The organism is Mesorhizobium sp. M2E.F.Ca.ET.219.01.1.1, from assembly GCF_004016445.2.
Taxonomy (GTDB): domain Bacteria; phylum Pseudomonadota; class Alphaproteobacteria; order Rhizobiales; family Rhizobiaceae; genus Mesorhizobium.
Window position 1 is genome coordinate 548,810 of sequence record NZ_SADT02000006.1, and the last position, 19,664, is coordinate 568,473.

Annotated in this window: 13 protein-coding genes; 12 read left to right on the top strand and 1 reads right to left on the bottom strand. The window is 66.0% G+C overall.

What is annotated here, in order from left to right; all coding sequences use genetic code 11:
• Nucleotides 1-6 precede the first annotated feature (6 nt).
• Entirely contained in the window at nucleotides 7-1,617 is a 1,611-nt protein-coding gene (locus tag EN862_RS28550) for a phosphoenolpyruvate carboxykinase (RefSeq protein ID WP_127866807.1), read from the bottom strand.
• 340 nt (nucleotides 1,618-1,957) lie between these two features.
• On the opposite strand from EN862_RS28550, the gene EN862_RS28555 reads away from it, so the two are divergent.
• The 12 genes from EN862_RS28555 (at nucleotide 1,958) to trxA (ending at nucleotide 19,500) form a co-directional block, all read left to right on the top strand.
• Nucleotides 1,958-2,659 (top strand): response regulator transcription factor, encoded by a 702-nt coding sequence (locus EN862_RS28555; protein ID WP_095819116.1) that lies wholly within the window; start codon nucleotides 1,958-1,960, stop codon nucleotides 2,657-2,659.
• Nucleotides 2,660-2,783: 124 nt separating this feature from the next.
• On the top strand, nucleotides 2,784-4,568 hold the full coding sequence (locus tag EN862_RS28560) for a sensor histidine kinase (RefSeq protein WP_127866808.1): 1,785 nt from the start codon (nucleotides 2,784-2,786) through the stop codon (nucleotides 4,566-4,568).
• Nucleotides 4,569-4,578: 10 nt separating this feature from the next.
• A complete protein-coding gene (locus tag EN862_RS28565) occupies nucleotides 4,579-5,040 on the top strand; it encodes an HPr kinase/phosphorylase (RefSeq protein WP_127866809.1) in 462 nt (153 codons plus the stop codon).
• Nucleotides 5,041-5,204: 164 nt separating this feature from the next.
• Nucleotides 5,205-5,606 carry a PTS sugar transporter subunit IIA gene (locus EN862_RS28575; RefSeq protein ID WP_027166957.1) on the top strand — a complete coding sequence of 134 codons (402 nt, stop codon included), beginning with the start codon at nucleotides 5,205-5,207 and terminating at the stop codon, nucleotides 5,604-5,606.
• Nucleotides 5,603-5,899, top strand: coding sequence for an HPr family phosphocarrier protein (locus EN862_RS28580; protein WP_095819113.1), 297 nt, complete (start codon nucleotides 5,603-5,605; stop codon nucleotides 5,897-5,899). Before EN862_RS28575 ends, EN862_RS28580 begins: the two co-directional genes overlap by 4 nt.
• Before the next feature lie 166 nt (nucleotides 5,900-6,065).
• A complete protein-coding gene (gene ahcY, locus EN862_RS28585) occupies nucleotides 6,066-7,466 on the top strand; it encodes an adenosylhomocysteinase (protein ID WP_127866811.1) in 1,401 nt (466 codons plus the stop codon).
• A gap of 190 nt (nucleotides 7,467-7,656) precedes the next feature.
• Nucleotides 7,657-10,236 carry a PAS domain-containing sensor histidine kinase gene (locus EN862_RS28590; RefSeq protein ID WP_127866812.1) on the top strand — a complete coding sequence of 860 codons (2,580 nt, stop codon included), beginning with the start codon at nucleotides 7,657-7,659 and terminating at the stop codon, nucleotides 10,234-10,236.
• 10 nt (nucleotides 10,237-10,246) lie between these two features.
• Nucleotides 10,247-11,758: a tRNA (adenosine(37)-N6)-threonylcarbamoyltransferase complex ATPase subunit type 1 TsaE gene (gene tsaE, locus EN862_RS28595; RefSeq protein WP_127866813.1), complete on the top strand. Its 1,512-nt coding sequence runs from the start codon at nucleotides 10,247-10,249 to the stop codon at nucleotides 11,756-11,758.
• Nucleotides 11,755-12,477, top strand: a complete 723-nt coding sequence (locus EN862_RS28600; protein WP_127866814.1) for a nucleotidyltransferase family protein — start codon at nucleotides 11,755-11,757, stop codon at nucleotides 12,475-12,477. Before tsaE ends, EN862_RS28600 begins: the two co-directional genes overlap by 4 nt.
• The gene (gene addB / locus EN862_RS28605) at nucleotides 12,474-15,593 is read left to right on the top strand and encodes a double-strand break repair protein AddB (protein ID WP_127866815.1); all 3,120 of its coding nucleotides are present in this window, start codon (nucleotides 12,474-12,476) and stop codon (nucleotides 15,591-15,593) included. The genes EN862_RS28600 and addB overlap by 4 nt, the downstream gene beginning before the upstream one ends.
• The gene (addA, locus tag EN862_RS28610) at nucleotides 15,590-19,102 is read left to right on the top strand and encodes a double-strand break repair helicase AddA (protein ID WP_127866816.1); all 3,513 of its coding nucleotides are present in this window, start codon (nucleotides 15,590-15,592) and stop codon (nucleotides 19,100-19,102) included. The genes addB and addA overlap by 4 nt, the downstream gene beginning before the upstream one ends.
• Before the next feature lie 74 nt (nucleotides 19,103-19,176).
• Nucleotides 19,177-19,500 (top strand): thioredoxin, encoded by a 324-nt coding sequence (trxA, locus tag EN862_RS28615; RefSeq protein WP_112129004.1) that lies wholly within the window; start codon nucleotides 19,177-19,179, stop codon nucleotides 19,498-19,500.
• Nucleotides 19,501-19,664: the final 164 nt, after the last annotated feature.

Below are 19,664 nucleotides of genomic sequence, written 5' to 3' on the forward strand. Positions count from 1 at the left end.
CGGCGGCTATTCCGCCGCTTCCTGCAGTCGCGGCGCGGCACCGAGGATGGTCGCGTCGACATGGCGTTCGAACTTCTCGAAATTGGTCGCGAACATGTTGACCAGCTTCGAGGCCTGGCGGTCGTAGCCGGCCTTGTCCGTCCAGGTCGAGCGCGGGTCGAGGATGGCGCCGTCGACGCCCGGAACCGCCACCGGCACCGCGAAGCCGAAATTGGCGTCGGTGCGGAACTCGGCCGACTTCAAGGAACCGTCGAGCGCGGCGCCCAGAAGAGCGCGCGTCACCTTGATCGGCATGCGGCGGCCGGTGCCGTAGGCGCCGCCGGTCCAGCCGGTGTTGACCAGCCAGCAATCGACCTTGTGCTCGGCGATCAGCTCGCGCAGCAAATTGCCGTATTCCGAGGGATGACGCGGCATGAAGGGTGCACCGAAGCAGGTCGAGAAGGTCGCTTCCGGCTCGGTGACGCCCTTTTCCGTGCCGGCGACCTTGGCGGTGTAACCGGAAAGGAAGTGATACATCGCCTGCGCCGGGGTCAATTTCGCGATCGGCGGCATCACGCCGAAAGCATCGGCGGTCAGCATGATGATGTTCTTCGGATGGCCGGCGCGGCCGGTCTTCGAGGCGTTGGGGATGAAGTCCAGCGGATAGGCGCAGCGCGTGTTCTCGGTGAGGCTGCCGTCGTTGAAATCCGGCACGCGGCCGGCATCGAGGACGACATTCTCCAGCACCGTGCCGAAGCGCTGCGTGGTGGCGAAGATCTCCGGCTCGGCCTCGGCAGACAGCCTGATCGTCTTGGCGTAGCAGCCGCCCTCGAAATTGAAGATGCCGTGCGGACCCCAGCCGTGCTCGTCGTCGCCGATCAGCGTGCGCGACGGATCCGCGGACAGCGTCGTCTTGCCGGTTCCGGACAGGCCGAAGAACACCGCCGCGTCGCCGGCCGGGCCTTCATTGGCGGAGCAGTGCATGGGCATCACGCTCTTTTCCGGCAGCAGGTAGTTCAGCATGGTGAACACCGACTTCTTCATCTCGCCGGCATAGGATGTGCCGCCGATCAGCACGATCTTCCGGATCAGGTCGACCGCGATCACCGTTTCGGTGCGGGTGCCGTGGCGCGCCGGATCGGCGCGGAAGGACGGCAGGTCGATGATCGTCATATCGGGAAGGAAGCGATCGAGTTCGGCGGCTTGCGGGCGGATCAGCAGGTTGCGGATGAAAAGCGAGTGCCAGGCGTATTCGGTGATGACCCGGGTCGGCAGCTTGAGGTCGGCGTCGGCGCCGCCAACCAGGTCCTGGACATAGAGATCCTTGTCCGCCGCATGAGCGCGGAAATCGGCAAGCAGCGCCTCGAACTCACCCGGCGAGATCGCCTTGTTGTTGTCCCACCAGACATGCGGTTCGGTCGCCTCGTCGCGGACGACGAATTTGTCCTTCGGCGAACGCCCGGTGTGCTGGCCGGTCTCGGCAACCAGCGCGCCTTGGGCGGTCAGCCTCGCCTCGCCCCGCCGGATCGCTTCCTCGTAGAGTTCGGCCGCGCCAAAATTGTAGCGCACCATGCCCGTGGTCTTCAGGCCGATCGCGTCAATAGCGCAGTCGGGGTTGCGTTTGCCGGCTTCCGACATCAAATTTCCTCTCTGGATTTGGCCGCATGTGACGGGGGATTTCCCGCAGCCCGCGCCGGGGCTGCCAGGTTCAGAACCAGAAAAGCCAAATGATATCAAATCATTAATCGATTTAAAAAATTTGAAAGTTGTTTAAATCGTTTAGATGTGCAAAAAAAACGGAGATTGCCCAAAGGATTGGCAGACTTCAATCGTCCAATCCCGTTATAGGTGCGATGGTGTGTAGCGGCAGGCCGCCCGTGACTTCGAACAGGGCCCGTGCCACATTTTGTACCCAATTTGTCCTGCAAAAGCCCCTTCTCGACGACAGAAGGGACAGCTCATGAGGGAGCCGCTTGAAATGGCAACAATCGCGCTTGTCGACGACGACCGCAACATTCTGACCTCGGTGTCGATCGCGCTCGAGTCCGAGGGCTACCGGGTCGAAACCTACACCGACGGCGCGTCGGCGCTGGAAGGCCTGGCGGCGCGGCCGCCGAACCTCGCCATCCTCGACATCAAGATGCCGCGCATGGACGGCATGGAGCTGTTGCGCCGCATGCGCCAGAAGTCGGACCTGCCGGTCATCTTCCTGACGTCGAAGGACGACGAGATCGACGAATTGTTCGGCCTCAAGATGGGCGCCGACGACTTCATCCGCAAACCGTTCTCGCAGCGGCTGCTGGTCGAGCGCGTGCGCGCGGTGCTGCGCCGGACCAGCGCCCGCGAGGCGGCGGCCAAGGCGCCCGCCCAGCAGGCCCGCTCGCTCGAACGCGGCCAGCTGGTGATGGACCAGGAACGCCATACCTGCACCTGGAAGGGCGAGCCGGTGACGCTGACGGTGACGGAATTCCTCATCCTGCATTCGCTGGCGCAGCGCCCCGGCGTGGTGAAAAGCCGTGATGCGCTGATGGATTCGGCCTATGATGAGCAGGTCTATGTCGACGACCGCACCATCGACAGCCACATCAAGCGGCTGCGCAAGAAGTTCAAGGCCGTCGACGACGACTTCGAGATGATCGAAACCCTTTACGGAGTCGGGTACCGGTTCCGCGAAGCGTGAGACAGTAAATGGTCAATGGTGAATAGTGAATGGTTCGACAGGGTCGCTCTGTGACTGCCTCAAGCGCCCATCTTTCCATTCCCCATTCACTATTCACCATTCACCAAACAGGGCCTGCTATTCGATGGCAGTGGAAGTAGAGCGAGGCAGACGGGCGGGCGCGGCAAGGCGCCAGTCGCGGATCGTGCCCGCCTTCGTGTCGAAAATCACGGTGCCGATGCGCCGGTTTCTCGGCCATCACATCTTCTCCAGCCTGACGCGGCGCATTCTGTTCCTCAACCTGGCCGGCCTTGCCGTGCTGGTGACCGGCATCCTCTACCTCAACACCTTCCGCGACGGTCTGATCGACGCCCGCGTCGAGAGCCTGATGACGCAGGGCGAAATCATCGCCGGCGCGATCGCGGCTTCAGCGACCGTGGAAACCGATTCGATCAGCATCGACCCGGAAAAGCTGCTCGAACTGCAGGCCGGCGAGAGCCTGGGGCCCGGCTCGGACCAGCTCGACAATCTGGACTTCCCGATCAACCCCGAGCGCGTCGCGCCGGTGCTGAGACGACTGATTTCGCCTACGCGCACCCGCGCCCGTATCTATGACCGCGACGCGAACCTGCTGCTCGATTCCCGGCATCTCTATTCGCGCGGCCAGATCCTGCGTTACGACCTGCCGCCCGTCGACGACGAACAGCCCGGCGTCGTGGAGCGGGTCGAGAAGTTCATCTTCGACTTCTTCCGCAACAAGGACCTGCCCGTCTATCACGAGCAGCCCGGCGGCAATGGCGCGGCCTTCCCGGAGGTGGTCAAGGCGCTGACCGGCAGCCCTTCGACCATCGTGCGGGTGAGCGAGCAGGGCGAGCAGATCGTCTCCGTCGCGGTGCCGATCCAGCGTTTTCGCGCCGTGCTGGGTGTGCTGATGCTGTCCACCGAGGGCGGCGACATCGACAAGATCGTCGCGGCGGAGCGCAAGGCGATCCTGCGCGTGTTCGGCGTCGCGGCGCTGGTCACCGCGATCCTGTCGATGCTTCTGGCGTCCACCATCGCCAATCCGCTGCGGCGGCTTTCCGCCGCGGCCGTCAGGGTGCGGCGCGGCGTCAAGAACCGCGAGGAAATTCCGGACTTTTCCGACCGGCAGGACGAGATCGGCAATTTGTCCATCGCCGTGCGCGACATGACCAATGCGCTTTACGCGCGAATCGAGGCGATCGAAAGCTTTGCCGCCGACGTCTCGCACGAACTGAAGAACCCGCTGACTTCGCTACGCAGCGCCGTCGAGACGCTGCCCTTGGCGAAGAACGACACGTCTCGCGCGCGTCTGATGGAGATCATCCAGCACGACGTGAAGCGGCTCGACCGGCTGATCACCGACATCTCCGACGCCTCCCGTCTCGACGCGGAACTCGCGCGTGAGGACGCCGGAACCGTTGACCTGAAGAAGTTCATCACCGATCTGGTCGCGGTCTCGCGCGAGACCACGCGCAACAAGAAGGCCGTCGAGATCGATCTCAAGGTCGCCAAGCTGCCGGCCGGCGCCAAGGGCTATTTCGTTGTCGGCCATGATCTGAGGATCGGCCAGGTCATCACCAACCTGATCGAGAACGCGCGATCCTTCGTGCCCGACGAGCACGGCCACATAACGATCTCACTGGCGCGCGCGGGCAAGTTCAACATCGTCACCGTCGACGACAACGGCCCGGGTATCCGGGCAGAGAACATCGACCGCATCTTCGAGCGCTTCTACACCGACCGGCCGGCCGGCGAGGCATTCGGCCAGAACTCCGGCCTCGGGCTGTCGATCAGCCGCCAGATCGTCGAGGCGCATGGCGGCACGCTGACGGCCGAGAACATCCCCGGCACCAAGCCCGGTGAGATCAAGGGCGCGCGCTTCGTGGTGACGCTGCCGGCGGAAGGCTGATCTGACCGGCATGTCCGACCCTGCCGTGAAGCCTGAAAACATCCATGGAACGGCGATCCTCATCGCCGATCGCGGCGTCCTCATCACGGGGCCGTCGGGCGCCGGCAAGACGACACTGGCGCTGACGCTCATCGACCATTGCCGGGCGCGCGGACTGTTTTCGTGTCTGATCAGCGACGACAGGCTGCTTGCCGCGGCGCATGGCGGGCGGCTGGTCTGCCGCGCGCCGGCCACCATCGCTGGCCTCGCCGAGGTGCCAGGCTTCATTCCATGCCCATTGCCGTTCGAGCCGGGCGGCGTCATCGACCTGCATATCCGGCTTGTGCCGAAGGAAGAAATGGCCCGTTTCCAGGAAGATCTCAGCGAGCCGGTCGCGGGCTGTCCTGTGCCGCGCATCGATCTTGCCGAGCGCAACGCAGCCTCCGCCCTGCCGGCGGTGATGGCGCGGCTGTCGATCCAGCCTTTTTCATGATCCGGCCCGGGTTTTTTGTTGCGATGCGTCAAAATGGCCCAAGCCGCCGCAATTTTGGGCTTGTCAACCGGCCGCGCGTCGACAAGATAGCGCTCCCGCCGCCTGGAATGGCTGGCGAACATAATAAACGCCTGTGAAGCGGCGATGACGGGAGCCACCAGAGAATGATCGGACTCGTGCTCGTGACGCACGGTCAACTCGCCACCGAGTTCCGGCATGCCGTAGAACATGTCGTCGGGCCGCAAGACAATTTCGAAACCGTGGCTATCGGCGCCGACGACGACATGGAGCAGCGCCGGGCCGACATTGTCGATGCGGTGGCGCGCGTCGATACCGGCGCCGGCGTCATTGTGCTCACCGACATGTTCGGCGGCACGCCGTCCAACCTCGCCATCTCGGTGATGGAATCCGGCCGCACCGAGGTGATCGCCGGCATGAACCTGCCGATGCTGATCAAGCTCTCCTCGATTCGCAAGGGCGACAATATGGCCGCCGCGCTCGACGAGGCGCAGGCCGCGGGCCGCAAATACATCAACGTCGCCAGCCAGCTCCTGAGCAGCAAATGAACGCATCGGCGCCGCAGACGGACGAGGTTGTGCGGGAGTTCCCGATCATCAATCAGCGCGGCCTGCATGCGCGGGCGTCGGCCAAGTTCGTCCAGGTCGCCAGCGGCTTCAATGCCACCATCCATGTCGAGAAGGACGGCGTGAAGGTCGGCGGCACCTCGATCATGGGCCTGATGATGCTGGCGGCGAGCCCGGGCTATTCGATCCGCGTGATCGCCAGCGGCCCGGAAGCCGTGCCGGCCATGGACGCGCTGGAGCAGCTGGTCGCCTCGCGCTTCGGCGAGGAAATCTAGTCCCCGGCCTCACATTCTGCGCGTCCAAGACATGCGCGCATAAAGATTTCTTTATGTCCCATTGTCGGATGACGACCGATCTGCTAGTCAGGCCGGCAACCGCGCCCTTCCATGCGCCTCCCGGCGCCGGCGCGCCTTTGAGAAAAAATCACACCGGAGCACTGCCATGACGGGTAGCAAGGACTATGTGGTCGCCGACATCTCGCTTGCCGGCTGGGGCCGCAAGGAGATCGAGATCGCCGAAACCGAAATGCCGGGCCTGATGGCCTGCCGCGAGGAGTTCGGCGCCAAGCAGCCGCTCAAGGGCGCGCGCATCACCGGCTCGCTGCACATGACCATCCAGACGGCGGTGCTGATCGAGACGCTGAAGGCGCTGGGCGCCGATATCCGCTGGGCCTCCTGCAACATCTTCTCGACGCAGGACCATGCGGCGGCGGCGATCGCCGAAGCCGGCATTCCGGTGTTCGCCATCAAGGGCGAGTCGCTCCAGGACTATTGGGACTACACCGACCGCATCTTCCAGTGGACCGATGGCGGCACCTCAAACATGATCCTCGACGATGGTGGCGACGCCACCATGTACATCCTGCTCGGCGCGCGCGCCGAGGCCGGCGAGGACGTGCTGTCCAATCCCGGCAGCGAGGAGGAAGAGATCCTGTTCGCCCAGATCAAGAAGCGCCTGAAGGCCTCGCCCGGCTTCTTCACCAAGCAGCGCGAAGCGATCCGCGGCGTCACCGAGGAGACCACCACCGGCGTCAACCGTCTCTACCAGTTGCAGAAGAAGGGCCTGCTGCCCTTCCCGGCCATCAACGTCAACGACTCCGTCACCAAGTCGAAGTTCGACAACAAATATGGCTGCAAGGAATCGCTGGTCGACGGCATCCGCCGCGGCACCGACACCATGATGGCCGGCAAGGTCGCGGTGGTGTGCGGCTATGGCGACGTCGGCAAGGGCTCGTCGGCCTCGCTGCGCGGCGCCGGCGCCCGCGTCAAGGTCACCGAGGTCGACCCGATCTGCGCGCTGCAGGCGGCGATGGACGGCTTCGAGGTGGTCACGCTGGAGGATGCGGCCCCGACCGCCGACATCGTCATCACCACCACCGGCAACAAGGATGTCGTCACGCTCGACCATATGCGGGCGATGAAGGACATGGTGATCGTCGGCAATATCGGCCACTTCGACAACGAGATTCAGGTGGCGGTGCTGCGCAATTTGAAATGGACCAACGTCAAGCCGCAGGTCGACCTGATCACCTTCCCGGACGGCAAGCGGATGATCCTTCTGTCGGAGGGACGCCTGCTCAACCTCGGCAACGCCACCGGGCACCCGAGCTTCGTTATGTCGGCCTCGTTCACCAACCAGGTGCTGGCCCAGATCGAGCTTTTCACCAAGCACGGCCAGTACCAGAACCAGGTCTATGTGCTGCCCAAGCATCTCGACGAGAAGGTGGCGCGGCTGCATCTCGACAAGCTCGGCGCCAAGCTGACCGAGCTCTCCGGCGAGCAGGCCGCCTATATCGGCGTGACGCCGCAGGGCCCGTATAAGCCGGAACACTACCGCTATTAACCAAAGCGAAATTATCTACCAGATATTGAAGCCGGGTGGTTGACTTTCCGCCCGGCTTTATTTTTTGCGCCAATGATTCTTCACGCCGATTCCGGCAGGCGTTATTGTTGTGATTCGCGGTCCGGGGACATGTTGGGCCGGGGACGCATTCAGGGCGGTCTTGCATTCAAGCGGCGAAGAGGACCAAGACATGCCGGGGGATTACCCGCCAAGCGCGGGAAAGGCCGTTTCCGGCGGCCGTAAGGATTCGAACGAAGCCGGCCGCGCGGTGAACGGTGGCGGTTTTCGCGCCGGCTTGCGGCCGGCCTTGCTTCTTGCCACCTCGGCGCTTGCCAGCCCGCTGCTCGCCTTTGCCGCGCGCGCCGACACAAGCCTTGCGCGAAAAGCCGCGGCGCCGGTCAGCACCGTCGAGGTCATGCAGCTCGCCATGTTCGTCGGCGTGATGGGTGCCGCACTTGTCTCGGCCATCTTCCTGATCCGCGAGCGCGCGCGCACCGCCGCGCAGAATGCCCAGCTCAGGACCCGCATCGCGGACGTCAACGCGGCGCTGCAGCGTTCCGAGGCGCTGCTCAATCTGCGCGACCAGCGCCTGATCGTCTGGACCACGGACAACAAGAAACCCGAGCTCATCGGCAGCCTGCCTTTGGAAAGCGGCGCGCCGGACGACAGGTCGGCTTTCCTGGCCTTCGGCCGTTGGCTGATGCCGCGCTCGGCGGCGGCGCTGGAACACGCGGTGGCTGCGTTGCGCGAACAGGCGAAGGCCTTCGATCTCGTCATCGAAACGCAGGCTGGCGTGCCGCTGGAAGTGCATGGCCGCAAGAGCGCGGCGCATGTCCTGGTGCGATTCGTCTCGCTCTCGGAGACGCTGCGCAGCCAAGCCAGGCTGAAGATCGAGAACCAGCGGCTCAGCGCCGAGTACGACACCATGGTCGGGCTGCTCGATGCGCTGAAGATGCCGGCATGGCTGCGCGCGGCGGACGGGCGGTTGCAATGGGTCAACCGCGCTTATGCCGAGGCGGTGGAGGCCGAAAGCCCCGCCGCTGCCGTGCGGGACGCCAAGGAGTTCCTCGGCGGCCAGGCGCGCGAGCAAATCGCCGAGCAGCACAAGACGCGCCCGGTCTTCGAACAGACGCTTTCCACCGTGATCGAGGGCGACCGCCGCATGTTCGCCGTTACCGACTTCGCCGGCGCCGACGGCTCGGCGGGGCTCGCCTGCGATACCAGCGCCGTGGAGGCGATCCGCGCTGAATATGAGCGGACCGTGCGCAGCCATGCCGACACGCTCGACCAGCTGAACACCGCTGTGGCGATCTTCGACACCGAGGAAAAGCTGCGTTTCTTCAACCAGGCCTTCCAGAAGCTGTGGGGCCTCGACTCAGGCTTCCTGCTCAGCGCGCCTTCCAACACGCTGCTGCTCGACCGGCTGCGCAGCGAGGGCAGGATCGCCGAGCAGCCGGAATGGCGGCGCTGGAAGGAAAACCTGCTGAGCGCCTACCGCGCCGTCGAATCGCAGGAGCACTGGTGGCACCTGCCGGACGGCAAGACGATCCGCGTGGTGGCGAACCCGCAGCCGAAGGGCGGCGTCACCTGGGTGTTCGAGAACCTGACCGAGAAGATGGATCTCGAAAGCCGCTACCAGACCGCCGTGCGGGTACAGGGCGAGACGCTGGACAACCTCGCCGAAGGCGTGGTCGTGTTCGGCCCGGACGGGCGGCTGCGCCTGTCCAATCCGGCCTTCGTCGCGCTGTGGGGGCTGACGGCGGAAGCGGTCAAGCCGAATGTCCACGTCTCGGCGATCCGCGACCTGTGCAACCAGCGCGCCGCGAACAGCCCGTGGGGCGGCTTCGTCGCGGCGGTCACCGGCTTCGACGACGAGCGCCGCGACCGCCGCGGCCAGATCGAGCTCGTCAACGGCAACGTGCTGAGCTACGCGGTGATCCACCTGCCTAACGGCCAGGTGATGATCACCTTCGTCGACGTCACCGACACCGTCAATGTCGAGCGGGCGCTGAAGGACAGGAACGAGGCGCTGGAGAAATCCGACCAGTTGAAGAACGAATTCGTGCAGCACGTGTCCTATGAGCTGCGCTCGCCGCTGACCAACATCATCGGCTTCACCGAGTTGCTGTCGCTGCCCGCCACCGGGCCGTTGACGCCGAAGCAGCGCGAATACGTCGAGTATGTCGGCTCGTCGTCATCGGTGCTGCTCACCATCGTCAACGACATTCTCGACCTGGCGACCGTAGACGCCGGCATCATGCAGCTCGACATTTCCGAGATGAACATCGACCGGACGATCGCCGCGGCGGCGGAACTGGTCGCCGACCGGCTGGACGAGCACCGGATCCAGCTCGCGATCGACGCGACGGAGGCGCCGGCGAGCTTCCACGGCGACGAGACCCGCATCCGCCAGATCCTCTACAACCTGCTCAGCAACGCGGCGAACTACGCGCCGGAGGCAAGCACGATCCGGCTTACCTGCCGGCGGCTGGCCGACGGCGTCGAGTTCTCGGTGCATGATGACGGCCCCGGCATGCCGCCGGACGTGCTGGAGTCGGTCTTCCGCCGCTTCGAGCCGCGCGCCAATGGCGGGCGGCGGCGCGGCGCCGGGCTGGGGCTCTCGATCGTCAAGAGCTTCGTCGAACTGCATGGCGGAAGCGTGCGCATCGAGACCGGACAGGACAGGGGCACCACGGTGATCTGCACCTTCCCGGACAAGCCATCCGGAATCCCGGATACGCCCGCGGGCATCCGCGACGCGGCCGAGTAGCGCAACCTATATGACAGGGATGGTGCTGGAGCGTTTTCTCGCCGACGAGGCGGCAACGGCAAGGCTTGGCGAGGATCTGGCCATGGCATTGCGCGCCGGTGACGCGATCGCTCTCAAAGGCGATCTCGGCGCCGGCAAATCAACGCTTGCCCGGGCGCTGATCCGGGCGCTGGCCGACGACGCCAATCTCGAGGTGCCGAGCCCGACCTTCACGCTGGTGCAAAGCTACGAGACGCGAGTCCCCGTCCACCATTTTGACCTCTACCGGCTGTCGGCGCCGGACGAGCTCGACGAGCTCGGCCTCGACGATGCGCTGACGCAGGGTACCGCGCTCATCGAGTGGCCGGAACGGGCGGGAGACCGACTGCCGGCAAACGCGCTCTGGGTCGAGCTTGCCGAACGTGCCGAGGGCCGCGTGGCGCGATTGTCCGGACAGGGACCGGCCTATGATCGCGTGGCGCGATCGCTGGCCATGCGCGATTTCCTGGCATCCGCCGGATGGGGCGGGGCCAGCCGCCGCCATTTCGTCGGTGACGCTTCTGCCCGATCCTATGAAATCGTCTCGCTACCCGGCGAGGCGCCGTGCGTGCTGATGAACTCGCCGCGCCTGGTGCTCGGCCCGCCCGTGCGCAACGGCAAGCCTTACGCGGTGATAGCCCATACGGCGCAATCCGTCGCCGCTTTCGTCGCCATCGACAAGGCGCTGCTCGCCGCCGGCGTCAGCGTGCCGGTGATCCATGCCCAGGACCTCGACCAGGGTTTTCTGCTCCTCGAACATGTCGGTTCCGAAGGCTTTTTGAGCGGCGACGGCCAGCCCATCGCCGAACGCTACGAAGCGGCAGCCGAGCTGCTGGCCATGATGCATGGCAAGGCCTGGCCGGAGCGTGTGGAAGCAGCGCCCGGCGTGACTCACGACGTGCCACCCTTCGATCGCGACGCCATGCTGATCGAGGCCGATCTTCTGGTCGACTGGTATGTGCCCTGGATTACAGGCGAACCGGCAAACGACGCCTTGCGGGCAGGCTATCACGACGTATGGAACGCCCTGCTCGACCGGCTCGCTGGCAGCGAATACACGCTGATGCTGCGGGATTTCCATTCGCCCAACATCATCTGGCGAGCGGAGCGGTCCGGCCTCGACCGGCTCGGCATCGTCGACGTCCAGGACGCGCTGATCGGGCCGGCGGCCTATGACGTCGCCTCCTTGGCCATGGACGCGCGCGTCACCGTCTCGCCCGAGATCGAGCGGCGGACGGTCGCGGCCTATGTCGCGGCGCGGCACGCCGCCGGCGCCTTCGACGAAGCCGCTTTCGCCGAGGCCTACGCGATCATGGCGGCGCAGCGCAATTCAAAAATCCTCGGCATCTTCGTGCGGCTCGAAAAACGCGACGGCAAGCCTTACTATCTGAAACACCTGCCGCGCATCCGCGACTATCTGAGACGGGCGCTGGCGCATCCGGCGCTGGCCAGCCTGAAGGAATTCTACATGGCCCACGGCCTGCTCGAGGAACGGCTCCCATGAAGCCGACGACGGCGATGGTGCTGGCGGCCGGGCTCGGCAAGCGCATGCGGCCGATCACCGACACGATGCCGAAGCCGCTGGTGAAGATCGCCGGCAAGACCTTGCTCGACTGGGGGCTGGACAGCCTGGAGGCCGCCGGCATCGCCAAGGCCGTCGTCAATGTGCACTACCTGCCCGAGCAGATCGTCGCCCATGTCGCCGGACGCCGGGCGCCGAAGATCGTCATCTCCGACGAGCGCGAGGCCCTGCTGGAATCGGCGGGCGGCATCGTCAAGGCGCTTCCGCTTCTGGGCAGCGAGCCCTTCTACATCATCAACGCCGACACCTTCTGGATCGACAGCGGCCAGCCCAGCCTCGAGCGCCTTGCCCTTGCATGGGACGCCGCCAGAATGGATATTCTGCTGATGCTTACCGATCTCGACTCAGCGACCGGGCACTGCGTCGGCACCGATTTCCTGGTTGCCACCGATGGAGCTCTACGGCGCTCGAAGGGTGATCCGACTGGCCTGATCTATGCCGGCGCTGCCATCATCCATCCGCGTATCTTCAAGGATGCCCCCACGGGCTCGCATTCGCTCAATGTCTATTTCGACAAGGCTATCGCCGCCGGGCGCCTGTTCGGCATGAAGATGCATGGACGCTGGATCACCGTCGGCACGCCAGACGCCATTCCCGCCGCCGAGGCGGCCGTTGCCGGCGCCCTAGCGAAGGCGGTATGAGCGGCGCGCGCCGCGTCCTTTCCATCCCACCCGGAGCGCCGTTCCTGCCGACGCTGGCGGAGGCGTTGCTCGACGGGCGGCTGATTCCCGGCTTCCGTTTCGACGGCGAGCCGCTGGCGCTGGCTGACGCCACCATCTATGTGCCGACGCGGCGCGCGGCACGCGCCTTGCGCGGCGCCTTCGTGGAGGCACTCGGCAAGCGGTCGGCCATCCTGCCGACGGTGCGGCCGCTCGGCGAATTCGACGAGGACGAGGCGGCCTTCGACGCCGAGGCGGCGCCGGCGATAGACCTCGCGCCGCCGATCGCGGCGCAGGAGCGGCTGCTGTTGCTGGCGCCGCTGGTGCGCGCCTGGAAGGAAAGCCTGCCGGCGCATGTCAGGGAGCGGTTCAACGAGGAATTCGTCGTGCCGACCTCGGCCGCCGACGCCATCTGGCTGGCGCGCGACCTCGCCCGGCTGATGGACGAGATCGAGACTGAAGGCACGGACTGGGCGAAGCTCGCGACGCTGGTCACCGGCAACCTTGCAGGCTGGTGGCAGGTGACGCTCGATTTCCTCGGCATCGTCACCGACAACTGGCCGGAATTGCTCAAGGAACGAAACCGCTCCAATCCGGCCGCGCATCGCAGCGCGCTGATCCGGCTGGAGGCGGCGCGGCTGAAGCGCAATCCGCCGGCCGGACCGGTGATCGCCGCCGGTTCGACCGGCTCCATTCCCGCAACCGCCGAACTGCTTGGCGTGATCGCCGGCCTGCCCAACGGCGCCGTCGTCCTGCCCGGGCTCGACCGCGAGCTGGACGACGCTTCCTTCGCGGCGATCACGGCGCCCGGCGCGCGTCCGGCAACGCTCGGTCATCCGCAATACGGCCTCGCCAAGCTGATCGGCGGCATCGGCATTCCGCGCCGCGACGTCGAGGATGTGGTCGCCGCGCCGCCGCCGCTCGCGCTGCGCGCGGCGCTTGTCGGCGAGGCGCTGCGGCCGGCCGAGACCACCGAATACTGGACCGAGACGCGACCGCGCTTTTCGGCCCATGACATCGAACAGGCGCTGGCAGGCGTGACGCTTGTGGAAGCGGCGAACGAACGCGACGAGGCGGCGGCTATCGCTATTGCGCTCAAACTTGCCGTCGAGGCACCGGGCAAGCGCGCGGCGCTTGTCACCGGCGACCGCGCGCTGGCGCGACGGGTTTCGGCCGAGCTTCTGCGTTTCGGCGTCGTGGCCGACGATTCCGGCGGCGCGCCGCTCATCAACACGCCGGCCGCAAGCCTGCTCAGGCTCGCGCTGAGCGCCGCCTTCCGGCCCGGCGATCCGGTAAGCCTGTTGTCCTTGCTCAAGCATCCGCTGCTCGGTCTCGGCCTCGAACGCCAGGCCGTGCGCAAGGCGGCCGAGCTGATCGAGCTGGTGGCGCTGCGCGGCGGCACGGGCCGGCCGGATGTCGCATCGCTCGGCGAACTTTTTGACACACGGCTCTCGGAGTTGAGCGGCGACACAAGACAGCCCTTCTGGTTTTCGCGCCTGACCGTGCGCGGCATCGAGCAGGCGCGCGGCATGCTTGGCCGCCTTACCAAGGCGCTGCCGCCGCTCACCGCGATGCGCGACCACAAGGACGTCGACATCGCGACGCTGACCAGCGCAAGCGTGGTCGCGCTGGAGGATCTGGGCCGCGCGGCCGACGGCAGCCTCGCCGACCTCTATGCCGGCGACGCCGGAGAAAAACTCGCCGAGCTGTTGCGCGGACTGGTGGCGGCGTCCTCACCCTTCACCTTCGCCGCTTCGGAATGGCCCGACGTGATGGAAGCGCTGATCGCGCCGGAGACGGTGAAGCCCGCGCAAGGCACCGACCGCAACGTCGCCATCTGGGGCGCGCTGGAAGCCCGCTTGCAGAATGTCGACACCCTGGTCATCGGCGGGCTGAACGAAGGGGTTTGGCCGCGCAAGCCCGAAAGCGACCGCTTCATGTCGCGGCTGATGAAGACCGGCATCGACCTGGAGCCGCCGGAGCGGCGCATCGGCCTTGCCGCGCATGATTTCCAGATGGCGATGGGCGCGGCGGAAGTGGTGCTGACGCGCTCGGCGCGCTCCGGCGATGCGCCGGCGGTGCCGTCGCGCTGGCTGCAGCGCATGCTGACCTTCATCGACAGGGAGCCGGCGGCGGCGCTTCGCCGGCGCGGTGACGCGCTGCTTGGCTGGGCGCGCGCTCTCGATGCCGGCGAGAAGAAGGATTTTGCCGCCCGCCCGCACCCCAGGCCGCCGCTCAGCCTGCGCCCACAGCATTTCTCGGTCACCGAGATCGAGACCTTGCGCCGCGACCCCTACGCGGTCTATGCGCGCCGCATCCTCGGCCTGATGCCGCTGGAGCCTTTGATCCGCGATCCGGGGGCGGCCGAACGCGGCACTTTGTTCCACGAGATCCTGCATCTGTTCTCGCGGCGGGTGGAGGATCCAAGGGCGCCGAACGCGCTGGCGGGCCTCATCGAAGCCGGCCGTCTCTGCTTTGCCGAGGCAAAGCTTCCGCCGGATATCGAGGCTGTGTGGTGGCCGCGCTTCGAAAAGCTCGCCGAAAACATCATCGAATGGGAGCATGGCCGCGCCGATGCTGTCGAGCGGCGCTATGCCGAGGAGCGCGCCGAAAAGACGGTGGTCGGCCGCACCGGCGTTACCCTGTCGGGCTATGCCGACCGCGTCGACCTGCTGGCCGGCGGCATGGCCGACATACTCGACTACAAGACCGGCTCCTCGCCCTCGAAGGCGCAGGCGCACACGCTGCTGTCGCCGCAGCTTGCGCTGGAAGGCGCGCTGCTGAGGCGTGGCGCATTCAGGGACCTGGGCATCCGCGAGCCTTCGCAGCTTGCCTTCGTGCGGCTGAAGCCGAATGGCGAGGTGTTCGAGGAATCGATCCTTGAATACAACCGCAAGCCCCGCACAGCCAACGACCTGTCCGAGGAAGCCTGGGCGCGGCTGGAGCGGCTGCTTTTCCACTATGCCGACCCGACCACCGACTATCTGTCGCGCGCCCTGCCCTTCCGCGAGGGCGAGGCCGACGGCGACTACGATCATCTGGCGCGCGTGCTGGAATGGTCGGCCGGCGGCGCCAGCGAAGACGAGGCGGAAGGATGAAATATCCGATCCCCTCCGACACCGCCGCCAGCCAGGCGCGCGCCTCGGATCCGGCCTATTCCGCCTGGGTGTCGGCCAATGCCGGCTCCGGCAAGACGCATGTCCTGGCGCAGCGCGTCATCCGGCTGCTGCTCAACGGTACCGATCCGTCGAAGATCCTGTGCCTGACCTATACGCGCGCGGCCGCCGCCAACATGTCGAACCGCGTGTTCTCGACGCTCTCGGAATGGACGGCGCTGCCCGATGCGGAGCTGGCGGTCAGGATCGCGGCGCTGGACGGCCGCGGAGCCGACCGCGACATGATGCGGCGCGCGCGGCGCCTGTTTGCCGAGGCGCTGGAGACGCCGGGCGGGCTGAAGATCCAGACCATCCATGCCTTCTGCGAATCCGTGCTGCACCAATTCCCGCTCGAAGCCAACATCCCGGCGCATTTCGAGATGCTCGATCCGCAAATGGAGGCGTCGCTGTTCGCCGATGCCCGCCGCGACATGATCTCGGGGGCGGGCGCCGGCGTCGAAGGGCTGGCGGAAGCATTCGCCACCGTGCTGGAACGCGGCGGCGAGTTCGGGCTCGATACGCTGCTTGGCGAAATCGTCGGCAAGCGCGACGAGCTGCGCGACTTCATCGCCAAGCTCGGCAAGGATCGGGATTTCCGGCCGTTGTTCGCGGAGTTCGGCTTCAGGCCGGGACAGACGGCCGAGGGCATCGCCGCTTCGCTATGGCCGCTGCCTGGCTTCGATCCCGGCCAGTTCGCCGAATTCGCGCAGGCCGCCGAAGCCGCCGACGCGCGGCAGGTGCTGAACAATGTCATCCCCTACGCGCGAGGCGCCTTCGCCGACGCCGACCCGATCCGACGCCTGCGGCTGCTGGCAAAAGCCTTCCTGAAGGCTGATGGCGATCCCTATGAGCCGGCCAAGATCTTCAAGAAGGCGCTGGTCGACCGGCTGCCGGATCTGCCGGAACGCTATCTGGCGGCGGCCAAGGCGATCCTCGACGTGTCGGACCGGCTGGCACTGTTCCGCATGCTCGAAGGGACAGCGGCGGCGCTCACCGTCGCCGGCTGGCTGATCGCGCGCTACGAGCAATTGAAGCGCGGACGGGGCTTCCTCGATTTCAACGATCTCATCACCCGCACCGTGAACCTTTTGTCGCGCCCGGATGCCGGACCATGGGTGCAGTTCAAGCTCGACCAGGGCATCGACCATATCCTGCTCGACGAGGCACAGGACACCAGCCCGGACCAATGGGAGGTGGTGAAGAAGCTGACGGAAGAATTCTTTGCCGGGCTCGGCCAGCGCGAGGCGGTCACGCGCACGGTGTTTGCCGTCGGCGACGAGAAGCAGTCGATCTACTCCTTCCAGGGCGCGGCGCCCGATTCCTTTGCCGAAAGCCGGCAGTTGTTTGCCGGGCGCGTGCGCGACGCCGAAGCCGCCTTCGCCAATCTCAAGCTCACCTGGTCGTTCCGGTCGAGCGACGACGTGCTGGCCGCGGTCGACCGCGTCTTCGCCGAGCCGGGCGTGCGGCGCGGCATCAGCCACGATCCCGATCCGCTGAGCCACAAGGCGATCCGCAACGACGCGCCGGGTTATGTCGAGGTGTGGCCTTCGGTCGGCGCCGAAATGGTCGAGGAACCGGACGACTGGACCTTGCCGGTCAACCATGCCAGCGCGCCGGCAGTGCGCGTCGCCGAGCATGTCGCCTCGACCATCCAGAACTGGCTCAAGCACGGCGAGATCATCGAGGGCAAGGGCCGGAAACTGACCGCCGGCGACATCCTCGTGCTGGTGCGCAAGCGCGACCGCTTCGTCCATGCGCTGTCGCGCAGCCTGAAGAACCGGCAGATCCCGGTGGCAGGCGCCGACAGGCTGAGCCTGCCTGGCCACATCGCCGTGCAGGACCTGATCGCGCTCGGGCATTTCCTCATCCAGCCGGAAGACGATCTCTCCTTGGCTGCCGTGCTGCGCAGCCCGATCTTCGAGGTCTCCGAGGAGACCTTGCTGACGCTTGCCGGCCAAAGGCCGAAGGGCCAGTCGCTGATTGCCTCGCTCAGGCATCACGCGGCCGAAGATGTTTCCCTCGCCGCTGTCGTTAGCCGGCTCGATGGCTGGGCAACCGAGGTCGCGTTCAAGCCGGTGTTCGAATTCTACGCCGCGGCGCTGGCGCGCGATGGGCTGCGCCGCAAAATGACAGCGCGGCTCGGGCCCGAAGCTGGCGACATCCTCGATGAATTCCTGAGCTTCTGCCTGGCTGAGGAACGCACCGGACTGCCGGGGCTGGAGTCCTTCCTGTCGACGCTGGAAAATTCCGGCCCCGAGATCAAGCGCGAGATGGACCAGACGCGCGACGAGGTCCGCGTCATGACCGTGCACGCCGCCAAGGGTCTCGAGGCGCCGGTGGTCTTCCTGGTCGACGGCGGCTCGGCGCCGTTCAGCGACCAGCATCTGCCGCGGCTGATGCCGTTCGAGAGCTCGAGCGCGCAATGGAAAGGCAAGGGCTATCTGTGGCGCTCGACCAGCGATGTCGCCAATGGCGTCTCGAAGGCGGCCTCGGTCCGGGCACGCGATCTGGCGGATGATGAATACCGGCGGCTGCTCTATGTCGGCATGACGCGTGCCGAGGACCGGTTGATCGTCTGCGGCTATCACGGCAAGCGGCAACCCAGCCCCGGCACCTGGCATTCGATCGTCAGCCGGGCGTTGACCGCCGCGTCCGAGAGTTCCGAGCGCCGGCATCCGGCGGCGGCCGATGTGGCCGTGCATCGCTTCCATGTGACGAAATTGCCGCCGGTGGCGCTGGCGGGCGTCGGGGAGGCGGGGCCCTTCGAGCACACCGCGCCGCTGCCGGAAAACCTGTTCCGGCCGCTGCCGCCCTATGAGGAGCTGCCGCGGCCGCTTTCACCTTCCGGCGCCCCGGCCTTGATCGAGGAAGCGAAAGACGCCATCCCCGATACGCGTTCGCCGGTGCTCGACGCCGCCGCCGAACCCGGCTTCGCCGTGGTGCGCGGCCTTGCCCTGCACAAATTGCTGCAGATGCTGCCCGGCCTCGCCGAGGCGGAAAGGCGCGGTGCGGCCGAGCGCTATTTGGGGCGCGCCGGCGCCGATTGGCCGGCGGACGAGCGCGACAGGGCTCTTGAGGCGGTGTTCTCCATCCTGTCCGACAACCGCTTCGGCCCGCTGTTCTCGCCGTCCTCGCGCGCCGAAGTGGCGATCATGGGCAGCCTCGAGGTGAAGGGCAGGCTGCGCTCGATCTCCGGCAAGATCGACCGGCTGGCGGTCACGCCGCAAACAGTCTCGATAATCGACTACAAGACCAACCGGCCGGCCCCCAAAAACCTGGCTGAAGTGCCGTCGGCCTATGTGCTGCAGCTTGCGCTCTACCGGGCACTGATTCAGCCGCTCTATCCCGGGCGCGAGGTGACGGCGGCGCTGCTCTTCACCGAGGCGCCGCGGCTGATCGAGCTGCCGGCGGGGGCGATGGACGCTGCCCTTGCCCGACTCACGACAGCGTGACACAAGAACTGCTTGAACATCGTCGCCACAACCACCACATTTGGTGCAACCCGAGTTTTCGAAAGGATTTCAGCATGGCCACCGTCAAGGTCGACAATGGTAATTTCCAGGCCGATGTGCTCAACGCCAAGGAGCCGGTCGTGGTGGATTTCTGGGCCGAGTGGTGCGGCCCGTGCAAGATGATCGGCCCGTCGCTGGAAGAGATCGCCAAGGAGCTCGGCTCCAAGGTGAAGATCGCCAAGCTCAACATCGATGAGAATCCCGAGCTTGCCGCGCAGTTTGGGGTGCGCTCGATCCCGACACTGATGATCTTCAAAGGCGGCGAAGTGGCCGACATGAAGGTGGGCGCCGCGCCGAAGACGGCGCTGTCGCACTGGATCAACGGCGCCATCGCCTGAGCCAATTCGGATATTCAAGGAACAAGCCCGGCCATCGTGAACTGACCCCCGAAAGTTGGACACAACCTTCGGGGGTTTTGCATGTCCAAGCACAGTCCGCGTTTCAAGCGCTCGGTTGTCGATAGCTATTTGTGTGGGAATGAAAGCTACGCGAGTGCTGGGTC